Source organism: Paenibacillus tyrphae (assembly GCF_027925525.1).
GTDB classification, from domain to species: domain Bacteria; phylum Bacillota; class Bacilli; order Paenibacillales; family NBRC-103111; genus Paenibacillus_G; species Paenibacillus_G tyrfis_B.
Map to the genome: position 1 here is coordinate 1 of NZ_BSDJ01000034.1, position 17,046 is coordinate 17,046.

Annotated in this window: 13 protein-coding genes; 11 read left to right on the forward strand and 2 right to left on the reverse strand. The window is 54.4% G+C overall.

Annotated features, from left to right (window positions below):
* From QMG93_RS28845 to QMG93_RS28855, 3 genes are all read left to right on the forward strand, one after another.
* The coding region (locus QMG93_RS28845; RefSeq protein WP_281942732.1) for a non-ribosomal peptide synthetase at positions 1–3,531 on the forward strand (3,531 nt) is incomplete at its 5' end.
* Positions 3,532–3,718: 187 nt separating this feature from the next.
* Complete coding sequence (locus QMG93_RS28850) at positions 3,719–5,245, forward strand: NAD(P)H-hydrate dehydratase (protein ID WP_281942733.1); 1,527 nt, start codon at positions 3,719–3,721, stop codon at positions 5,243–5,245.
* A gap of 167 nt (positions 5,246–5,412) precedes the next feature.
* Entirely contained in the window at positions 5,413–6,663 is a 1,251-nt protein-coding gene (locus QMG93_RS28855) for a PASTA domain-containing protein (protein ID WP_281942734.1), read from the forward strand.
* 41 nt (positions 6,664–6,704) lie between these two features.
* Here the strand turns inward: QMG93_RS28855 and xerS are convergent, their stop codons facing one another.
* The gene (xerS, locus tag QMG93_RS28860; RefSeq protein ID WP_281942735.1) at positions 6,705–7,784 is read right to left on the reverse strand and encodes a tyrosine recombinase XerS; all 1,080 of its coding nucleotides are present in this window, start codon (positions 7,782–7,784) and stop codon (positions 6,705–6,707) included.
* Between the two features lie 397 nt (positions 7,785–8,181).
* Here xerS and QMG93_RS28865 point away from each other — a divergent pair, with 397 nt between their 5' ends.
* Positions 8,182–8,847, forward strand: coding sequence for a GntR family transcriptional regulator (locus QMG93_RS28865; protein WP_281942736.1), 666 nt, complete (start codon positions 8,182–8,184; stop codon positions 8,845–8,847).
* A gap of 22 nt (positions 8,848–8,869) precedes the next feature.
* Complete coding sequence (gene ilvD, locus QMG93_RS28870) at positions 8,870–10,561, forward strand: dihydroxy-acid dehydratase (protein ID WP_281942737.1); 1,692 nt, start codon at positions 8,870–8,872, stop codon at positions 10,559–10,561.
* Between the two features lie 70 nt (positions 10,562–10,631).
* Here the strand turns inward: ilvD and QMG93_RS28875 are convergent, their stop codons facing one another.
* The gene (locus tag QMG93_RS28875) at positions 10,632–11,072 is read right to left on the reverse strand and encodes a PCYCGC motif-containing (lipo)protein (protein WP_281942855.1); all 441 of its coding nucleotides are present in this window, start codon (positions 11,070–11,072) and stop codon (positions 10,632–10,634) included.
* 376 nt (positions 11,073–11,448) lie between these two features.
* Between QMG93_RS28875 and QMG93_RS28880 the strand changes: the two genes are divergently transcribed.
* The 6 genes from QMG93_RS28880 to QMG93_RS28905 all read left to right on the forward strand — a co-directional run bounded on the left by QMG93_RS28880 (position 11,449) and on the right by QMG93_RS28905 (position 17,035).
* Positions 11,449–11,718, forward strand: coding sequence for an acyl carrier protein (locus tag QMG93_RS28880; RefSeq protein WP_281942739.1), 270 nt, complete (start codon positions 11,449–11,451; stop codon positions 11,716–11,718).
* Positions 11,705–13,075 (forward strand): hypothetical protein, encoded by a 1,371-nt coding sequence (locus QMG93_RS28885; RefSeq protein ID WP_281942741.1) that lies wholly within the window; start codon positions 11,705–11,707, stop codon positions 13,073–13,075. Before QMG93_RS28880 ends, QMG93_RS28885 begins: the two co-directional genes overlap by 14 nt.
* Positions 13,076–13,096: 21 nt before the next feature.
* Entirely contained in the window at positions 13,097–14,203 is a 1,107-nt protein-coding gene (locus QMG93_RS28890) for a hypothetical protein (protein WP_281942743.1), read from the forward strand.
* A 34-nt stretch (positions 14,204–14,237) separates the two neighbouring features.
* Positions 14,238–15,224 (forward strand): ATP-binding cassette domain-containing protein, encoded by a 987-nt coding sequence (locus tag QMG93_RS28895; protein ID WP_281942745.1) that lies wholly within the window; start codon positions 14,238–14,240, stop codon positions 15,222–15,224.
* Positions 15,225–15,281: 57 nt separating this feature from the next.
* The gene (locus tag QMG93_RS28900; protein ID WP_281942747.1) at positions 15,282–16,340 is read left to right on the forward strand and encodes a hypothetical protein; all 1,059 of its coding nucleotides are present in this window, start codon (positions 15,282–15,284) and stop codon (positions 16,338–16,340) included.
* Positions 16,341–16,495: 155 nt separating this feature from the next.
* A complete protein-coding gene (locus tag QMG93_RS28905) occupies positions 16,496–17,035 on the forward strand; it encodes a PadR family transcriptional regulator (RefSeq protein WP_281942748.1) in 540 nt (179 codons plus the stop codon).
* The last annotated feature ends 11 nt before the right edge of the window (positions 17,036–17,046 follow it).

Genomic DNA, 17,046 nt, shown 5'->3' on the forward strand with positions numbered 1-17,046 from the left:
GAGCCGGATCGCCATCTGCTGCTGATTGACATGCATCATATCATTTCCGACGGAGTGTCGATGGGAATTCTGACGAAGGAATTTATCCGGCTGTACGAAGGAGACGAGCTGCCGCCGCTGCGGATTCAGTATAAGGATTATGCAGCATGGCAGCAAGGGGAAGTTCACAGCAGGCGTTTGCGTAAGCAGGAAGCGTACTGGTTGGAGACGTTCCGCGGGGAGATCCCGGTGCTCGATCTGCCGACGGATTACAAAAGGCCATCGATCCGAAGCTTTAAGGGGAACACGCTGGAATTTATGCTGGACAAGCAAATGAGCGAAGGATTGAGACAGTTCGCGGCGCAAACCGGGTCGACCTTGTTTATGGTGCTGCTGGCAGCTTATACGACCTTGCTGTCCAAATACAGCGGACAGGAAGATATCATTGTAGGGACGCCGATCGCCGGAAGACCGCATGCGGACCTGGAGCCGATCCTCGGGATGTTTGTCAACACATTGGCCATCCGGAATGCTCCGGCCGGGGAGAAGACGTTCCGCGACTATGTGCAGGAAGTCAAAGAGAGTGCGCTCAGAGCCTATGAAAATCAGGACTATCCGTTTGAGGAACTGGTCGATAAGCTGGATGTGGCAAGAGACTTGAGCCGCAATGCTTTGTTTGACACGATGTTTGTCCTGCAAAACACGGAGCGGGAGGAGCTGTACATCGAAGGATTGAAATTCAGCCCGTATCCGAATAAGCATAACGTGTCCAAGTTCGACCTAACCTTTAGCGCGGTAGAAGGAAAGGAACAAATTTCCTTCCGTCTGGAATACGCAGCTTCCCTGTTCAAGCCGGAAACGGCGGAGCGGATGGCCGGTCATTTTATCCGGTTGATCGAGGCCATCCTGCACGATCCGCAGACGAAGCTTTCGGCTCTCGAAGTGATGACTCCTCAAGAGACAGCGCAAATAGTGAATACATTCAACGGCAGCACCGTAGATTATCCACGGGAGAAGACGATTCATCAATGGTTTGAGGAACAGGCGGAGCGGACGCCGGAGCAGGCGGCCGTTGTCTTTGAAGACAAGCAGCTCACATATCGCGAGTTGAACGAACGGGCGAATCGGTTGGCGCATACGCTGCGGACCGTGGGCGTAAGGGCAAATCAGCCGGTTTGTATCATGGCCGAGCGTTCTCTGGAGATGCTGGTGGCGATCGTCGGGATCTTGAAGGCTGGAGGCGCGTACGTCCCGTTGGACCCCGACCATCCGGAGGAGCGAATCCGCTATGTGCTGGAGGATTCGGGAGCGCAGGTGCTGCTACTGCAGCGTCATTTGCAGGGGCGCACGGCTTTTGAAATCAACCGTATCGTTCTGGACGAAGAGGAAGCCTACAGTGGGCAGGAGTCGAATCCGGAGGCGACAGCGGAACCGGGCGATCTGGCCTATGCCATCTACACGTCAGGCACAACTGGCAAACCGAAAGGGACGCTGATCGAGCATCGGCAAGTTGTTCATTTGATCGAGGGATTGCGCGATCAAGTCTATGGCGCTTACGATTCGGCTTTGCACGTATCTCTTTTGTCTCCTTTCCATTTCGATGCATCGGTAAAACAAATTTTTGCTTCGTTGCTCTTGGGACATACGCTGTTTATTGTACCCCGGGCAACAGCATCAGACGGCCAGAGCTTGTCGGACTACTATCGGTCCCGTCGTATCGACGTGTCAGACGGTACACCCGCTCATTTGCAGCTGCTTCTGGCAGCCGGAAGTCTTCAAGGCTTATATCTCCGGCACATGCTTATCGGGGGAGAGGCTCTTAAGCGGAAGACAGCGGCGCGACTACTCGATTTGCTCGCTTTTCACGGGACGGCTCCGGTCATCTCCAATGTTTACGGCCCGACGGAAACCTGCGTCGACGCAACGGTATTCCCGATTGCGCGGGAAACGCTGAATTTGGAAGATGGCAGCGGTTATGTGCCGATTGGTAAGCCGTTGGGCAACAACCGTATTTATATTCTCGATCGTCATGGCCGATTGCAGCCTATAGGACTAAAGGGAGAGTTATTCATCGCGGGAGACGGAGTAGGCCGCGGATACCTGAATTTGCCTGAATTGACGGCGGAAAAATTCATGGCCGACCCGTTTGTGGCCGGAGAGCGGATGTATCGTACGGGAGACTTGGCCCGTTGGCTTCCGGACGGAAATATCGAGTACTTGGGCCGGATCGACGACCAGGTGAAAGTTCGGGGCTATCGCATAGAGCTCGGAGACGTGGAAGCGCATCTCTTGAAAGCTCCGTCGGTGCGCGAGGCGGTAGCGGTCGCTCGGGAAGACGAAGACGGACAGAAGTATCTATGCGCCTACTTCGTGGTAGATAAAGAGCTGACGGTGAGCGAGCTCAGAGAAACTTTGGCTCAAGAGCTGCCGGGCTACATGGTGCCTTCCTATTTTGTGCAGCTTACGCAGATGCCGTTGACGTCCAATGGAAAGGTCAACCGCAAAGCGCTGCCTGCGCCGGAGGGAAGCGTGCAAACCGGGGTCGAATACGTACCGGCCCGAACGCCGTTGGAAGCGCAATTGGCAGAAATCTGGCAAGATGTGCTCGGGCTTCGGAATTTCGGTGTGAAAGACAACTTCTTTGATCTGGGGGGGCACTCTTTAAAGGTGCTGCAACTGATGCAGAGAATACATGCGGAACTGGAAATCGACATTCCTCTTCGTGTCGTATTTGAGAAGCCATCTATAGAAAAAATGGCGGATGAGCTGTTAAAACTGAGATTTCACAAAATTGAACACAGTGGCCGTCACATCGTAAAACTAAACGAAAACGGGTTGATCAACGTTTTCTGTTTTCCTCCGGTGCTGGGGTATGGCATTGCGTTTGCCGAAATGGCCAAACATCTGGATCACCACTGCGTCGTTTATTCTATCGAATTTATAGAAGATGCCTGTGCCCGTCCAGATATGCTCGATCAGTATGTGGACTCCATTCTCAGCGTTCAGGAGAAATCGCCGTACGTATTTCTGGGTTATTCCGCAGGAGGCAATCTGGCATTCGAGGTTGCCAAAGCGATGGAAAAGAGAGGGTATAGCGTATCGGATATTATTATGATCGACGCCATGAAAAAAGATAGCTGGATCGAGACTTCCACCGAGGAGGCGGAAAACCATATCGATGAAGTGTTGAAGGAGATCCCCGAGCCGTACAAACAAATTTTGACCGCTCCGGTTACGAGGGATAAAGTAAGAAGCAAAACGCTTGCTTATCATAAATATTGGAATGAGCTCGTCAATACCGGAGTCGTCCAAGCGAACATCCACGGTTTAGTTGCGGCAAGCTCGAAAGAGGATCATTCAGTCCAAGATAATGTTTTGTTATGGAAAGAAGCAACGCAGCAAAAGTATGCGGAGCACAATTTGGTCGGGGAGCATATTGAAGTGCTTATGTCCGGTTATGTTGAAAAAAACGCCAAAGTTCTTCGACTTATCCTAAAAAATATAGGAGAGCAGGCGGGGCTGGGTCTAGTCCCTTCAAGCGGGACCCTATAAGCAAGCCCGATCGTACAGCGGTTGTAACTCGGTTGGAATACCGGGTTGCAGCCGCTTTTTTATCGGTGGGGCAAACAAGGATTTTAGTTTACATAATAAATATTATGTATACTTTATTGTGGCAAGCAAGCAGCCGATCAAATATGGTATAATAGCAGGAAACCCAAACCGTGGGAGGGTTGAGGCCATGTTCGTCGTCACGGCGGAAGAAATGAGAAGGATCGATTTGCATACGATTCAAACGGTAGGCATTCCGGCGCTTGTACTGATGGAGAATGCTGGCCGGGCCGTGGCGGAAGAGGGCATGGAACTGTTCGACGGCCGCAAAGGCGCTTTGGCCATCCTTGCAGGGAAAGGCAATAACGGCGGGGACGGACTTGTAGCCGCCAGACATTTGATCGAAGCGGGTTATGACGTTAAAATCATATATGCCGAAGCCCCGGAATCGTTCCGTGGGGAAGCGGCGATTCAGCGGGATATTGCGTCCCGGTTAGGAATACCTTACGAAGTGTACGATTCGTCGATTATCGATTGGAGAGGATATAGCGGCATCATTGATGCGCTGCTTGGCATCGGCAGCCGCGGGACGCCGAGAGAGGCGTATGCCGCTTTGATCGGTCAAGCGAACCTTTCCGGACTGCCGATCCTCTCCGTTGACTTGCCGAGCGGCTTGGACGCAAATACCGGGCAAGTCTCCGAACCATGTATTCGGGCAACCCGTACCGTTGCGCTGGGTTTTACGAAGCGGGGATTGGAGCAGTACCCGGGCGCAGAGCTTGCCGGTGAGGTGAAGGTGCGTTATATTGGAATCCCTCAACAGGCAGCTGTCGAAGCGGGGGTTCGCACGTTCCGGATCGAAGAGCCGCTCTTATCGCGACAGCTCCGACTTGAGGATTACCGGCTGCGGCGGGCCGATTCGCATAAAGGAACCTACGGCCATGTCCTTGTAGCCGCAGGCAGCCGATCGATGAGCGGGGCAGGGCTGCTGTCAGCCAAAGCCGCGCTTCGCGGCGGAAGCGGCTTGGTTACATGGGCCCTGCCGGATCGACTGGCCGAGCCGATGTTCGGCCAGGTACCGGAGGTCATGCTTGCGGGGCTGGCGGATGAGCAGAGAGGAGACTGGAGCGCTATCCAGGCGGACGATCTGGCGCAGCTCGCCGTCGGAAAAGACGCGCTGCTCTTCGGTCCGGGCGTCGGACGATGGGCACAGGACACGGCCTTCCTGCGTAAGCTATGGGAGGGAACCGATTGCCCCCTCGTGCTTGATGCGGATGCGCTGAATATACTGGCTGCCGCGGGAGATACGGCAGCTTGGCCGAGGCGCAGCGCACCGGTCGTGCTGACGCCGCACCCGGGGGAAATGGCGCGCTTGACCGGTTCCAACATACCGGCTGTCCAACAGGATCGCATAGAGACGGCCCGCCGTTATGCGGCGCGCACCGGCGTAGCAGTGGTTCTGAAGGGGGCGCGGACGGTGATTGCCGATCCCGAAGGGAACGCCTATATCAATCCGACCGGGAATGCAGGCATGGCTACCGGAGGAGCCGGGGACGTGCTGGCTGGAATCATCGCCAGCTTGTTGGCTCAGGGCTGGGACGGTCCCGAGGCTGCGGCGTTAGGGACATATCTTCATGGTGCCGCCGGAGACCGAGCGGCCGCCAGCCGCGAGTTTCCTGCATCGCTGACGGCAGGAGATATTATTGACCATTTGTGACAGTTATCGACACTAACAATTAATCCGATTGATTATACTTGTCATTAATAATTAATGATGTTTATTATAAATTTCGGCATGTTTTATGTTCTTTTCCGTCATAAAATGCCTCACAAAAATCATTCGGCTGTCGAATACTATAATTATGACGTTTGAAGGAGGTTTCCATGGAGAAATCCATCAATCAACGTTACGTGCTTACCGAGCCGATTCTTCCGATGTTAAGCGGAATGCTATACAGTGGGAAAGATTTGCCTTTGCGAAGAGACGTCGTTTTTTTCGTCGTGGAAAGCACGGACGAAGCCGCCAAAGAGGCGTATATCCGCAAGCTGCGCGAGGTTGCGCCGCTTAGCGACAATCGTTTTTTACATATTCTCGATGTGGGGATGGAGCCCAATTATATTTTTGCCGTGCTGAAGACGTTCGACGGCAAGCCGTTTATCCAAGAGCTGAAGGGACACCGTTTTACCCCGGAGGAAGCGGTATCCAAAGTGCTCGAGCTTGGAAAAGGCCTGATGGATGCGCTTGAGGAAGGGATATCCGGCTGTTCCGTACATGCAGCTAACCTGTGGCTCAACGATGACGGTCAGCTCAAGATCATTAATTATTGGGAAAAAGGGACACACGCGCAGCGCGGCGCTCAAGGTCTCGGCTGCCTGCTGTACCAGATCCTGACCCGTTCCGAATCGATCCCGGTTACGTTCGATACGATGGAGCATCGGCTTCGCGAGGCGCTTGCGGCGATTCCTCGCGCAGAACAGGAGCTGCTGATTGCCACACTGCGACGGGTGTGGAACGATCAGGAAACGCTAGCTTCGTTGATGCTCGTGCTGCAGAGCTTGCAGCAGGAAACGGCCGTCAGGCAGGAGGTGTCCATGCCGGTATGGGACAGACAAGTCCGGGAAAAGACAGAACCGGAGCGAGCGTACGAAGAGGAAGAACCGGTCGAAGAGGAAGAAGAGGCTCCGCCCCGGAGAAGCTTCGGGCGGGCCGGCCGCAAATTGTTGGTCGGAACGGCAATTGCTTGCTTGGGAGGGGCCGCAGCTTTCGTATGGCTGGGGAAGGATCAAGAGGAGCCTCCGGGCAAAGGCGCCTCGCCAGCTCAAACCGAGCATCACGCTCCCGTGCAAACGCCGCATCATACCTATGACAAACAGGCCGGGCCCGAAGTCGCCGAGGCGAATGACCCGAATCAAAAACAAGAGGAAGACGAAATCGTAGTCGTGCCTAATTTGATCGGGCTGCAGAACGATACGGCCGGCAAGCAGGCCATGGCGGCCGGTTTGCGGTTCGAATTCGCCATGGAGGTAAACGAGCGGGAGGAAGGCACGGTGTTCAAGCAGGAGCCGGCTGCCCAAACGCAAGTCCCCAAAGGCACCCGGGTCAAATATTGGGTGAGCAAAGGTAAGCAGCAATAAATAAGCCGGTCCCGAGCGAGACGGGGACCGGCCTATAGGCGTTATTCCGATGACTTGTCGATCGCCTCGGCCATCGTTTTATCGGTCAGATGGGCGTAGATTTGCGTCGTTTCCGGCGACGCGTGCCCTAATTGCTCCTGCGTCTTGTACAAATCGTTGCGCAGGTAATAGTCGGTCGCGAACGAGTGGCGGAGCTTATGCACAGACAAGTAAGGCTTGCCGAACCGTTTGGCGTATTTAATCACCATCTCTTGAATGGCGCGCTTGGTCATGCGCTCGCCTTCTTTTTTGCCGTTGGCGACGGCAAGGAAGAGGGCCTTTTCCCGTTTGGGCGCTTTGTATCTCAGCTGGCGCTGCTCCAAATACGCGGACAAGCAATCGACGGCTTCTTGTCGAAAATAAACCGGCGTCTTGAACGTATCGTCGTTTTTACCTTTACGGTATACATACGTCAGCTTCTTCTTCAAGTCGATGTCTTCGACATTGAGATTAAAGACCTCGGATACGCGGAGGCCGGAATTCAGGATCAGGCTGATGATGCAGACGTCGCGGACCTTGTTGAGCTCGTAGGAGTAGAGCGCCTGCTTGTTTTTGGTGACATCGATCGGATAACCGGTTTGCACGTACTCGATAAATTCCGCGATTTCCGCCTCCTGCAGCAGCTTCCCCTCCAGCTTGGCCGCGGTATCCTTCGGCTTGTGCGTGCGCTTGATCTCGACTTTGGCCATCACGTTGCGCTTCAGCAGCGGATAGAAGTTCTCGTCCTCGGCAATTTGGCTCAAGTAATGGAACAGCGACCGCAGCGAGGACAGCTTGCGAGCGATCGTCGTCTTGCCGTTCGAATTTTCTTTGCGCGTGGCGAGGAACATTTTGAAATTGTCGATGCTATCCATATGCAGGCGTTCCAGGTCGATGAGCGGCACGTCCTTTACCGTTGGCGCAGACGACAAGCCTTCCGCAAGCAGCCATGAAAAGAAGGTATCGTAGTCCCGCACATATTCGAGCAGCGAGGAAGGGGAGAGGTCGGGCAGCTTGTAATTGATGAATTTTTCCACATACCATGGCATGGAGGGCAATTTTTTCTCCAGCTCGCTGCGGTCTTTGATTTTGATAATATTCATGCGAACCGCCTCCATACGAATAAATAGTTTACATAATAAATGTTATGTAACGAACTGCTTGAGCAGTGGTCAATGAGGTAATAGAAGTTCGTTTGAATCTCTATTTCGTCAAAAAACCACTTGATATTTGTTTACATAATTATAATTATGTAAACTTTATTTTAACGATGTCATGTAACTCTCCGGTTCCTTAATTTATTATGGGAGAGCAGGAACGGGTCTGTCAATTACAAACGGGAGCCGCTGCGTATTCACGGCAATCTCCGCAATCCTAAGTGAAACATCCCTGCTGATGCACTAACATGCGAGCTCGTAGGATGTTTTTTCTTTTGAATAAATTACTTGCATAAAATATCTGTATGCGATATATTGCATAATATCCAAGGGAGGGATACTTATGCCGATTCCTGGCAACTTTTCGACGCCGATCCGATTGTCGGCCAAGGAACGGGCGTTGTCGGAAATTCAGCGCTGGATCATTGACGGCACACTTCACCCCGGGGAGAAGCTGCTTGACGCAGACTTGGCCGAAGCGCTGGGCGTCAGCCGCACACCGGTCCGGGAAGCGCTGCAACTGCTTGAGGCTCAAGGGCTGGTTGAGCTTCATCCGGGGAAGGAAACCAGAGTGAAGCTCATTGAGAAGGATGACATCCTGAAAATGTACCCTACGCTGGCCTCGCTGCACGCCTTGGCTGCCGAGCAGGCCGCACCGTATGTTCTACCCGGACATATCGAGCAGTTGAAGGAGTTGAACGCCCGGTTCACCGACGCAATTGCCGTAGGACAGCCGTTTCAAGCGATGGAGTGGGACGAGCAGTTCCACAATCTTATCGTGGACATTGCGGACAATCCGTATATCGCTTCGTTTGGCGCATCGCTCCAAATTCACATCCGGCGCTTCAAATACGTATTCCTGAAGCAGCCGATTGCGGCGACCCAAGCCTCCGTACAGGAGCATGCGGCCGTGATCCAGGCGCTTGAGAAACGGGAGCCGGAAGCGGCGGCCGCCATGATGAAGCAAAATCTGTTAAGACCGATGCGCGAGCTTTATGAACTGATCTGACAAAGAGAAGGAGAGGAAGACGATGCCGGGAAAAGAAGAGTTGCGAATTCGGAGTCACGTCATCAGCGAGGGCGTCAATCGGGTCCCGAACCGGGCGATGCTGCGGGCGGTCGGTTTTCAGGACGAGGATTTTAAGAAGCCGATGATCGGGATCGCCAGCACTTGGAGCGAAGTGACGCCCTGCAATATGCACATCGACCAATTAGCAAGGGAAGCTAAGCAGGGAGTGAAAAACGCAGGTGGAGCACCGCTGATTTTCAACACAATCACTGTGTCCGACGGTATCGCGATGGGCCACGAAGGCATGCTGTTCTCGCTGCCGAGCCGGGAGATCATCGCCGATTCCATCGAAACCGTCGTCGGCGCAGAGAGATTCGATGGGGTCGTGGCGATCGGAGCCTGCGATAAGAATACGCCGGGCTGTCTTATGGCGATCGGGCGGTTGAACCTGCCGGCAGTCTATGTGTATGGAGGAACGATCCAGCCGGGCCAATTGGATGGGAAACAGGTCGATATCGTCACCGCGTTCGAAGCCGTCGGGCAGTACCATGACGGAAAGATGGACGACGAAACTCTGCACCGGGTAGAATGCAACGTTTGCCCGGGGGCGGGAGCGTGCGGCGGCATGTACACCGCCAATACGATGGCTTCGGCCGTGGAAGCTTTAGGGATGAGCCTACCCGGCTCGTCATCGACGCCTGCTATCTCTCCCGGAAAAGCTGCCGAATGCGCGGAAGCCGGGAAAAAGGTGCTGGAGTTGCTCGAAAAACGGATATTCCCGCGGGACATTATGACGCGACAAGCGTTCGAGAACGCCATCACCGTCGTCATGGCGCTGGGCGGCTCCACCAATGCCTTCCTTCATCTGATCGCGATGGCTCATTCGGTGCAGGTGGATTTGACGCTGGATGATTTCGAGCGAATCCGGCAGCGCGTGCCGCATCTGGCCGATTTGAAGCCGAGCGGAGCGTATGCCATGCAGGATCTGAACGATGTGGGAGGCGTGCCGGGAGTGATGAAGCTGCTGCTGGAGCGTGGGCTGCTGCATGGCGACTGCATGACCGTAACCGGCAAAACGTTGGCCGAAAACTTGGCTGCGGCTTCTTCGCTGCATGAAGGCCAGAAGGTCATCCGGTCCTTCGACAATCCCATCAAGCCGGACGGCCCGCTCGTTGTGTTGAAAGGGAATCTGGCTCCCGAAGGCGCGGTTGCCAAGATGTCCGGTATGAAGAAGCTGCGTTTTACAGGTCCGGCCCGTGTCTATGACAGCGAGGAAGAAGCGACGCGCGCCATCATGAACGATGAGATCCGGAAGGGAGACGTGCTCGTGATCCGGTATGTGGGTCCGAAGGGCGGACCCGGTATGCCGGAAATGCTGTCCGTAACGGCTATGATCGTCGGCAAAGGACTTCATGGAGAAGTGGCGCTGCTCACCGACGGCCGGTTCTCGGGAGGCTCTCACGGTTTCGTCGTCGGGCACGTGTCACCCGAAGCGCAGGTCGGCGGTCCGATTGCTTTGCTGGGGGAAGGAGACCTCATTACCATCGACAGCGAGACGCAGCAGATAACGTTTGCCGTGTCGCCGGAAGAGCTCGAGGCCAGAGCGAAAGCCTGGAGCAAGCCGCCGTCAAAGGCTTCCAGCGGTGTGCTGGCTAAATATACGAAACTCGTGTCCTCGGCATCCCGAGGAGCGGTTACGGATTTGGACCTGTAATCGGCAATCGCCAATGCCAAAAAACGCCGACTGCTTGAAAGCAGCGGCGTTTTTCTAACTTGCGTGCGAATTAGGCGGGCAGGGGAGTCGGAGTCGGCTTGGCGTACCCTTTTTGATACTGTTTGTCGATCTGCTCGCGGATGTCTTTGGCCGATTGGCCCTGCTGCTGCCACTGCGCGGATTTGACGGCAATTTCCAGACATACGCCGCAGCGGGTGGCGTGATCGTCCCATACGACCGAACCGTCGGACGAGGTTTCTTTAATGAAGCAGTTCATGTTGCTTTGATGCCCTGCGCTCTCGCCGCAGCCGCAATAACATGGAATATTGCGCAGCAGATCCTTCGTCTGGGCCGCGACCAAATACGCTTTCTTCATCTGCTCCGGCTGCTTGTCCAAAAAGGAGGGCAGCGTGCTCAGCGAAGCCGTCTTCTCTTGCAGATCGCCGCTCGGAGTCTGATGCAAGGCATGAGACTCTTCCGCCGGCTTGGAAGCGCCGCAAGCGCTCAGCATCAGCAGAAGGGCGGTCGAAGCTAAAACTACCGTTGCACGTCGAAACAATGGATTCACCTCGTCGTATTCACTTTATTCGATCGAATTATACCATACCCGTGTATACCATGACAAAAGCAGCTTAACCCCGGATCGAACGGGTACCGCCGCAATCATCGACACCGTCAGGATCGGTTGTCGAACATCAAGGTCTTGCGGCCTAGGCGCCCTCCGCTTGCATGATGCTACGCGCAAACAATTTCCTCTCAACCTGGAAAGTGAAATGGATTTTATCCCATAATAGTGGAAATTTATCCCTCCTCACCTCCGTACCGATATGCCATAATGAAAAGGAATGAGCCTAAAGTACCTCATATGCCAAGAGGAGGGAATTGATGTGTTCGATACGATCGTCCAAATTTTGTGTCAAATTAAGGAGGACCCGTCGCTGCGGGAAAGGCTTGCGCTTGAAACGGATTTGAACAACGATGTCGGACTGGATTCGCTGCAAATGCTCAACTTTATGGTCAAGGTAGAGGAAGAGCTGAGGATTGAGATCGATTACGACGAGTTCGATTACCTTCATCTTCGCTCCATCGGCACGTTTATCGACTTCTTAAACCGGTGTGCCCCGGTCGAGGGCGCTTACGAGCATGTTGTCGAGTAAAGCCGCCGTCGCTTTGCGCAAAACGGTCATGGGCACGTTTGACCCGGAAACGCGCTGGAGAGATCCTCTGTTGTCGATGCTGCCCCGGATTCCCGATCCGGAAAGGGACCGGATCGTTCTTTGCATGGATGAACTGCTTTTCCCGCTATGCGGGCCTGACGATATATTGTATACCCGTTGCCGGATCGATGACGCACTGCTGGACTATTTCGATAAGCTGAACGTCTCGTTTCACCACCGCAGCGTTGTGGACTTGACTTCGCCGAAGGCCGAAGAAGCGCTGCGCGCGGAGCATTTTGCGTCGTGCATCTTTAAGCTGGCTCCCCGAGACGGAATCCCCGGCGCCGATGCGGACAAGCCGTATATGCTTGAGCCGTACGCGGTAACCGAGGAGGCGCAAGAGTACGCGGGAAAGGTGATTTTCGCCAACCCGCTTCCGGATTTGGCTGTGGTGAAGCGGGTGAATTCCAAGCTGTACCATCATCGGCTGCTGGAGGACACGGGACTGCACACGTACGGTACGCCGGCCATGAGCGTGGAGGATGTGGAGCAATACGGCACCGGGTTGCTGTGTAAAGGCGCTTTTCTGGTCAAGGACCCGTTCGGCGTTTCCGGCAAAGGCAACTTGTTGATTGAAAGCCCGTCGCTGCTGAAGCGGATCGTTTCGTACCTGCGGAAGCAAGAAGAAGCAGGCTCCCAGACGCTCTTTTTGCTCGAACCGCTATTGCCCAAGGCGGCCGATTTCTCCAGCCAATGGCTGCTTGAGCCGGACGGCTCCCGGCGGCTGATTTCCGTCCAACGGATGATAAACCGCCAGCAAAATTACGGGGGTTCCGTCACCGCGGAAGCCGCCTTTGTAAACCTCCTCGAAGAAAAAGGGTACTTCAGCATGCTCGAAGCAGCTTTGCACGAGCTGTATCTGGACGGCTATTTCGGATACGTTTGCTTCGACTCGATGATGCTGGAGGACGGAGAGCTAGTCCCTATCGTCGAGATTAATGCCCGAATGTCGATGGGGCTCATCAATGCCCATCTGGACCGGATGCTTGCAGGCTGGAACCTCAAGGGCTGGCTTACCTATCTCTCCGTTGCTCTGCCGGATGAATTCCGCTTCGAACGGCTACTCCAAACGCTGGAGGACGAGCAGCTGTTGTTTACCCCGCTGCGGCAAAGCGGCATCATGCCGCTTTCCTCTGGTACGTTAACCGTGAATTGCGTCCCGGGCGGGTGGGCGGGGTCCAAGCCGAAAGGCCGGTTGTACGTGTCGGTGATCGGACAGACGGAGGAGGCCCGGGAAGAAACGCTGGAACGGCTGAAGCAAGTGCTGCATAACCTCTCGGTTACAGTATTCCATTAACGGAAGGGCAGGGAGCTGTCCATGACCAAGGACGCGATCACGCTGTTGGCCTCGGGCAATTCGCTCGGCGCCTATATTCCTGCCATTCATCTGCGGGAATACCTTGCGCGCCAACATATACGGGCGGAAGTGCAGGTGCTTGAAACGCTCTATCGCGAGGAGACCCGCAGTAAAATAAACGGGTATAAAAAAGCGTTTCACAATAATTTTTCGGTAGCCTTGACCGGACATCGGATGGCCAAGGACATCAGCCCGAATCTCGACGATTCGGCGGTCCGCCGGTTGCATGCGCATTGGCGGCAAACGGGCTGCGCGACGTTTATCGCTTTTACGGGGTTTTGGCTGCCTGTTCTGGAAGCCTACAAGGAAGTTGCGGGGTTTCCCGTCCATATCGAATGGATTCATATGGATGCTTGCGACACCCCTTCGTACAAAGTTTATAAGTCTTCTTACCAAGCATACCGCAATGTTCAATTTTACGATCCCGAGCTGGGAAGCCCCGGTTATTTGATCGCGCCGCCGGACGCAGAGGATGCGTCCTTCGAGGAACGGAACGACCGGTTTCTTATTCATGGCGGCGGCTGGGGGATCGGCACCTACCGGGACAAAATCGAGCGGCTGCGGCTTGGTGGCTGCAGGCTGGACATCATTACGTATGACGAGAGCGAAGTGCAGGAGGACGATGGGGAAACCCGCTATTTTATGGTCGATCCCGAGTGGAGTCCGTGGATCAAGGACGCCGGCGGAGCGCATACCTATCCTCCGATGCTGGAGCTCGTGAGGCGGCAGGGAACAGTCGAACGGCGCAGACTGCCGGACTACACTGCTTATTTGGAGCTCGTTCGCTTAAGCCGGGCGATTATCAGCAAGCCGGGAGGCGCTACCTTGAACGATTCGCTGGTTTACGCTACGCCGCTGCTGCTGCTTGAGCCGTTCGGATATCACGAGGAAAGCAATGCCGCCTTTTGGAAACGGTGCGGATTCGGCATTGGCTATAACGATTGGGAGCAGGACGGATTTCCGGCCGCGTCTTTGCAGGCCTGCCATGAACGGCTGCGAAAGCAGCGTATTACAACCTGCCGCTATGGGAGGGAATTTGATACGGCCCCAAAGGCTCGTTACGTCTAAACCACCAGCCTTGCCAAAAGATCAGGAGGACGCCATGGAACGGATCAGGGTGAGCGGACTGCACAAAACGTACGATTATTACACGAAGGAAGCGGGTCTCCGCCATTCCTTGAAAAATTTGTTTTCCCGCAAAACGTTGACGAAGGAAGCGGTCAAGTCGATTTCGTTCGAGATCGCATCCGGGGAATGCGTCGGCTTCATCGGACCGAACGGAGCCGGGAAGACGACGACGCTGAAGATGCTTTCCGGGATTCTGCATCCGACCGGCGGGGAAGCGTCGGTGTTCGGCCATACGCCATGGGAGCGCAAGAACGAATTCAAGCGCATCTTTTCGCTGGTTATGGGGCAAAAAAATCAGCTGTGGGTCGATTTGCCCGCCATCGAATCGATCTACCTGAACAAATGTATTTACCAGATTCCGGATGAAGCCTACGAGCGGATGCTTACCGAGCTGTCGGAGATGTTGGATGTAAAGCATTTGCTGCAGGTCCAGGTCCGGCGGCTGTCGCTCGGCGAACGGATGAAGATGGAACTGATCGCCGCGCTCATCCACAGCCCCAAGCTGCTGTTTCTGGACGAGCCGACAATCGGTCTCGATCTGATCTCACAGAAGAAGATCCGGGAGTTTCTGACTTATTACAACGAGCAATTCAAGGCCACCTTGATTTTGACCAGCCATTATATGAAGGATATCGAGGACGTCTGCAAGCGTACGATCGTCATTAACGAAGGACGGATCTTGTATGACGGCGATTTTAAGAAAATCAACGAGCTGTTCAACGAAGTCAAGGTGCTGAACGTTCAGTTTTCCGAGCCCGTGCCGGAAGAAAGCCTGAGGCCGCTCGGCTGCGTCACGAAGCGCGACTCGTATCACGCCGTAATTGAGCTGCCGAAGGAGCATTTGAAGCCGGTATCCCGAATGCTGCTCGACCGGTTCCCGGTTGTCGACTTCACGGTGGCGGACCTTCCGCTTGAAGAAAGCATAGCCAAGCTGTATGGCAAAGAAGTAGCCACCGGATGACCCCGCAGACGAAAACAAGCGCTTCGACCTAAGAAAGGCAAGGGGGGAATTTATGTTATGAATCGGTATCAATTGCCGCTGCAGCCGCCGCCGATCAAAGGCTTCTTGCGTTGGGCATATACGTTATCGATTACGCACAATTACGAAGAGACGCTGCCCTGGTACTATACCAATTTCATCCAAATGTCGTGCACAAAGCATTTTCTGGAGAAACGGCGGACGTTTTTTTTCGATTTTTTCCGGGGCAAGCCGAACGAGCTGAATTTCAACAATCCGTTTCTGCTGACCTGCGCCGTCAATTATGAGCTGTTGTCGGGTTACCGGCCGGATGAGCTTGTCGAGTTTATGATCGGGCGAATGAACCAAGGCTATTATGCAATCGTCTTCATCGACGAATCGAAAATAACGGCCAGCTCCGCCTACGAGGGTGACGCCTTTCCTCATCATCTGATGCTCTCCGGATACGACTTGAAGGAACGAACGTTCGATGTGTCGATGTTCGACTTCAATCAGGTGTACCGGACGATCAAAATCCCGTTCGAGGAGTTCATCAGCGCCTGCGATTCGATGAAACGGCTTATCGAAAACGGACTTGAAGCGGATCACCATACGTTTTTTTATCGGTTCAACGGGGAGCATCCGTTTGCGTTCGATCCGGTGGCGGTCGCGGATCAGCTGCGCGATTATTTGAACAGCGAGACTCATTTGAACCGGATCAACTATAACCCGGACGGCGAAGTGTTCGGTCTGCAAACATACGAGTACCTCCAGCTGTATTTCAAGGCCGCTGCGGAGCGGCATCCCTCATTGGTGTGGCCTAATGCCGTAAGGCATCTGCATTTGCTCTGGGAGCACAAAAAGGTGATGACGGACCGAATCCGGTATTTTACGCAGCAAGGCATCATCGAGCGGGACGACGAGTTGGAGCAGTCGTTCGAAGAGCTCGCGAACAAGGCGAAGCTGCTGCGCGATCAGCTGGCCATCGCGGAAATGAAGGGCGATGACCGCATTTACGCGAAGGTGCCTGCCAAGCTGGAGGCGATTAAGGAAAGAGAGCCGGAACTGCTGGAGCGGCTGTTGAAGCGCGTGGAGGCGGGCCAGCCGGTAAGGACATAACTCGAAAAAGGAAACAGCTGCTTGCGGGCGGCTGTTTTTTCATGCGCTGCGGATTGGACCTTTAGAATACATTTTCATGGTTGAACCGATCGCTGCTTCGACATATACTATATCGTAACGATATGTCGGTACGATATAAAAAGAGGAGGGTCACGATGTACGACTTGTTCGTTTTGGGGGAGTTGATGGTAGGAGACACTCACGGCTACCAGCTTCAAGAAAGACTGAAGCGTGCCGTCGGTCCGGTCCGGCAGATCAGCTCGGGAACGCTGTATCCGCTTCTTTCCCGGCTCGTGGAGCATGGGTGGATCAGCCTTCGGCTTGAGGAGCAGGAAGGCGGGAGAGCGCGGAAAATTTACAAGCTGACGGAGGCCGGAAGAGAACGGTTTTTCGAACTGATGGCCAGTCCGCTGGACTACACGTCGGAGACGGAGCTGGTGTTTCATTTTAAGATGTCCAACTTTCTTTTTGTCACAAAAGAGGTCCGGCTCGCGTCTTTAGAACAGTATCTGAATTACCTCCAGCACAACCTGAAATATGTGGATTCCGTCGCCCGCATGATCTCCAGCAAGAAGATGGACGAGCGGAAACGCGTGCAAGTGCTGCGAATGCTCGATCACCGGAAGCATGTCGGGCTGGCGGATGCGGAGTGGATAACGAAGGAACTGGAGCGCATGAAGTCAGCCGAAGAATAACCGGCATCATG

Excerpts from the sequence above, each read along its gene's own strand:
- QMG93_RS28850 (WP_281942733.1), top strand. The coding sequence starts at position 3,719 with ATGTTCGTCGTCACGGCGGAAGAAATGAGAAGGATCGATTTGCATACG.
- QMG93_RS28855 (WP_281942734.1), top strand. The coding sequence starts at position 5,413 with ATGGAGAAATCCATCAATCAACGTTACGTGCTTACCGAGCCGATTCTT.
- xerS (WP_281942735.1), bottom strand. The coding sequence starts at position 7,784 with ATGAATATTATCAAAATCAAAGACCGCAGCGAGCTGGAGAAAAAATTG.
- QMG93_RS28865 (WP_281942736.1), top strand. The coding sequence starts at position 8,182 with ATGCCGATTCCTGGCAACTTTTCGACGCCGATCCGATTGTCGGCCAAG.
- ilvD (WP_281942737.1), top strand. The coding sequence starts at position 8,870 with ATGCCGGGAAAAGAAGAGTTGCGAATTCGGAGTCACGTCATCAGCGAG.
- QMG93_RS28875 (WP_281942855.1), bottom strand. The coding sequence starts at position 11,072 with ATGCTGAGCGCTTGCGGCGCTTCCAAGCCGGCGGAAGAGTCTCATGCC.
- QMG93_RS28885 (WP_281942741.1), top strand. The coding sequence starts at position 11,705 with ATGTTGTCGAGTAAAGCCGCCGTCGCTTTGCGCAAAACGGTCATGGGC.
- QMG93_RS28890 (WP_281942743.1), top strand. The coding sequence starts at position 13,097 with ATGACCAAGGACGCGATCACGCTGTTGGCCTCGGGCAATTCGCTCGGC.
- QMG93_RS28895 (WP_281942745.1), top strand. The coding sequence starts at position 14,238 with ATGGAACGGATCAGGGTGAGCGGACTGCACAAAACGTACGATTATTAC.
- QMG93_RS28900 (WP_281942747.1), top strand. The coding sequence starts at position 15,282 with ATGAATCGGTATCAATTGCCGCTGCAGCCGCCGCCGATCAAAGGCTTC.
- QMG93_RS28905 (WP_281942748.1), top strand. The coding sequence starts at position 16,496 with ATGTACGACTTGTTCGTTTTGGGGGAGTTGATGGTAGGAGACACTCAC.